This window comes from Burkholderia sp. HAN2018 (assembly GCF_024704855.1).
GTDB lineage: Bacteria > Pseudomonadota > Gammaproteobacteria > Burkholderiales > Burkholderiaceae > Burkholderia > Burkholderia cepacia.
Window position 1 is genome coordinate 1 of the sequence record NZ_QOBB01000412.1, and the last position, 3128, is coordinate 3128.

The 3128-nt window shown below is 71.5% G+C and carries 3 protein-coding genes; all 3 read right to left on the minus strand.

All coding sequences use genetic code 11. The features are described from left to right. On the minus strand, window positions 1–352 hold a 352-nt coding region (locus tag DPV74_RS40235; RefSeq protein ID WP_119339208.1), incomplete at its 3' end, for an MFS transporter. A gap of 23 nt (window positions 353–375) precedes the next feature. Continuing rightward, entirely contained in the window at window positions 376–1914 is a 1539-nt protein-coding gene (locus DPV74_RS40240; protein WP_059696871.1) for a DHA2 family efflux MFS transporter permease subunit, read from the minus strand. Window positions 1915–1916: 2 nt separating this feature from the next. Then, the coding region (locus DPV74_RS40245) for an efflux RND transporter periplasmic adaptor subunit (RefSeq protein WP_119339207.1) at window positions 1917–3128 on the minus strand (1212 nt) is incomplete at its 5' end.

The following is a 3128-nucleotide window of genomic DNA, read 5'->3' on the forward strand; positions in this document are numbered from 1 at the left end:
GCAGCGCGAGGCGTGTGCCGGGGCCGGCCGGCGCCGTGGCGCTCGCGACGTAGACGCCGCCCGCGACGACGCACGACACGAGCCCCGCGCACATCGTGCGCTTCGCGCCGCGATGATCGGCGCGGCGGCCCGCGACGCTCCGCGTGAGCACGGTGGCGAGGAATTGCGCGCCGACCGCCGTGCCGACGACGAGCGTGCCGAAGCCGAGCGTGTCGTGCACGTACAGCGGCACGACGGGCAGCAGGAGGCCGAAGGTCAGCGCGCCGAGAAAGACGCCGAAACAGATGAGCCGGGCCGTGCGTGCCGGGGCGATGTCGGGTGCGACGACGTTGTCGAGGTCGGGGGCGTTCATCGGAAGGGGCCGGTTGATCGGCGTCACGGACGCCGGTAGCGGATGGACCAGACGGTCAGCAGGGTCGCGCCGAACAGCAGCAGGCAACCGAACGAGAAATCGTTGAGCGCGAGCATGTGGGCTTGCACGTCGATCGAGCGGCTGACCGACGCGAGCGCGCCGGCCGGTGACATGCCCGCATGTTCGAGCCGGGCGAGCCAGTCGCCGGCGGCCGGATCGAACGGCGTGATGCGATCGACGAGGTATGTGTTGTGAACGCGCGAGCGCCGTTCGAAATAGGTCGGCGCGACGGAGGTGGCGACGCTGGTGCCGATCCGGCGCAGCGCATTCTGCACGCCCGACGCCGCCGGCAGCCTTTCGCGCGGCAACCCGGCGATCGACAGCGACACGAGCGGGGTGATGAAAAACGCGGTGGCCGCGCCCATCAGCAGCGAGTTGGCCGCGATGTCGCCGAGCGTCACGTCGGTATTGAAGCCCATGCGCCAGAACGACGCCGCGCCCCAGCCGACCAGCGCCACGGTCGCGAGGTGGCGCGGGTCGGTGCGCCCCTGGATGCGCCCGATCAACGGCGCGATCACGATGCCCGCGATGCCGAGCGGCGCGGTGGCGATGCCGGCCCAGGTTGCCGTGTAGCCCTGCTCGGTCTGCAACCAGAGCGGCACCAGCACGAGCGCGCCGTAATAGACGCCGAAGCCGACCGTCACCGCGATCGTTCCCGCGGTGAAGCCGCGATCCGCGAACAGCCGCAGGTCGACGATCGGATGCGCGTCGGTCAGCTCCCAGAGGACCAGCGCGACGAACGACACGACGCAGAGCACGGCGAGCGCGCGGATCTCGACCGCCGCGAACCAGTCGAGGTTCTGGCCGCGGTCGAGCATCAGCTGCAGCGAGCCGAATGCGGCGGCGAGCAGCAGCAGGCCGACGAAATCGACGGGAAGGTGGCGGGTCGGGTTGTCGCGCCGGCCGAGGAAGCGGGTCAGCACGAGCAGGACCAGCGCCCCGGTCGGCACGTTGACGTAGAAGATGTAGGGCCACGAGAGGTTGTCGGTGATCCAGCCGCCGGCGATCGGGCCGAGCACGGGCGCGACGAACGTGGTGGTCTGCCAGACCGACAGCGCGACGTTGCGGCGCGCGGCCGGAAACACGGCCAGCAGCAGCGCTTGCGAGAGCGCGGTGATCGGCCCGGAGGCCGCGCCCTGCAGCGCGCGGAACAGCAGCAGCGATTCGAAATTCGGTGCGAGGCCGCACAGGATCGAGGTCAGGACGAACAGCACGACCGAGACCCGGAACAGCCGCACCTGGCCGAAGCGCTGCGCGAGCCAGCCGGTCAGCGGCAGCGTGATCGCGAGCGGCGTCGCGAACGACGTCAGCATCCAGGTGCCCATGTCGGGCGCGACGCCGAGATCGCCGGCGATGGTCGGTACCGCGACGTTGGCGATCGTCAGGTCGAGCGTCTGCATGAAGTTGGCGACGCTGATCGCGATCGCGACGAGCACGAGAGCCGGGCCCTGCAGCGGCTCCAGCGGCAGTTTCGGCGCCGCACCCCGAGCGACGGGCGCCATGCTCAGGCTCCCGGCGCGCGGTGCACGGCGGCGCCGTCGTTCGCGCGGATCGTGTCGTTGACGAGGGCGTCGCCGGACGATGCATCGTCATCGAAGATCGACGTCGCGTCGATCGGGCGCCGGGCGGCGGCCGGCGCGGGGCGCACGGAGGCCGATGCGGTGCCGGGTGCGTTGTCGCCGAGCACGACCGATGCGCTCATCGACAGGCCGATGCGCAGCGGATGCGCGCGCAATTCGCCGGGATCGAGCGCGACCCGCACGGGTACGCGCTGCACGACCTTGATCCAGTTGCCGGTCGCATTCTGCGCGGGCACCGACGCGAATGCCGAACCCGTGCCCGCCTCGACGCCTTCGATGCGGCCGTGGAACACGACGTCGGAGCCATACAGGTCCGAGCGAAGCTCGACGGCCTGCCCGGCGTGCATGCCGCGCAGCTGCGATTCCTTGAAGTTGGCCTCGACCCACACATGGTCGAGCGGCACGAGTGCCATGGCCGGCGCGCCGGGCGTGACGTGTTGCCCGACCTGCACGACACGGCGTGTCACGAGCCCCGCCAGCGGCGCGCGGATTTCGGTGCGGCGCAGTGCGAGCGCCGCACTGCGCACCCGCGCGGCCGCGGCGCGCACCAGCGGATTCGAGTCGATCGACGTGCCGTCGACGCGCGCACGCGATGCGTCGTACGCGGCCTGTTGCGCGTCCAGCGCGGCGGATGCACTGGTCATCGCGTCGCGCGCATGGCGGATGTCCTCGCGCGATACGCCGCCGTCCTGCGCGAGGCCGAGCCGTCGCTGCAGGTCGTCGGAGGCCTTCGACAGCTCGGCCTTGCGCTGGAGGATCTGGGCCGCCTCGCGCGCCGTGTCGGCATGCGCGGTGCGGTACTCGCGCACCGCATGGGCGAGCTGTGCGACGGCGTCGTCGAGCGCGAGCTTCGCATCGGTCGGATCGACGCGGAACAGCGGATCGCCGGCATGTACCCATTCGGCGTTCTGCACCATGATCGTGTCGACCGTGCCCGCCACCTGCGGCGATACCTGCACGACATCGCCCGTCACGTAGGCGTCGTCGGTCGTCTCGGTGCCGCGCGACGTGACCCACCAGTAGCCGCCGGCCAGCGCGGCCAGGGCGAGCGCGATGAAGAACCAGCGGAAATAGCGGCGCCGCGTGGTGCGCAGCGCCTGTTCGGCGGGCGGGGGCGACGCCGCGCCCGCGGCGGC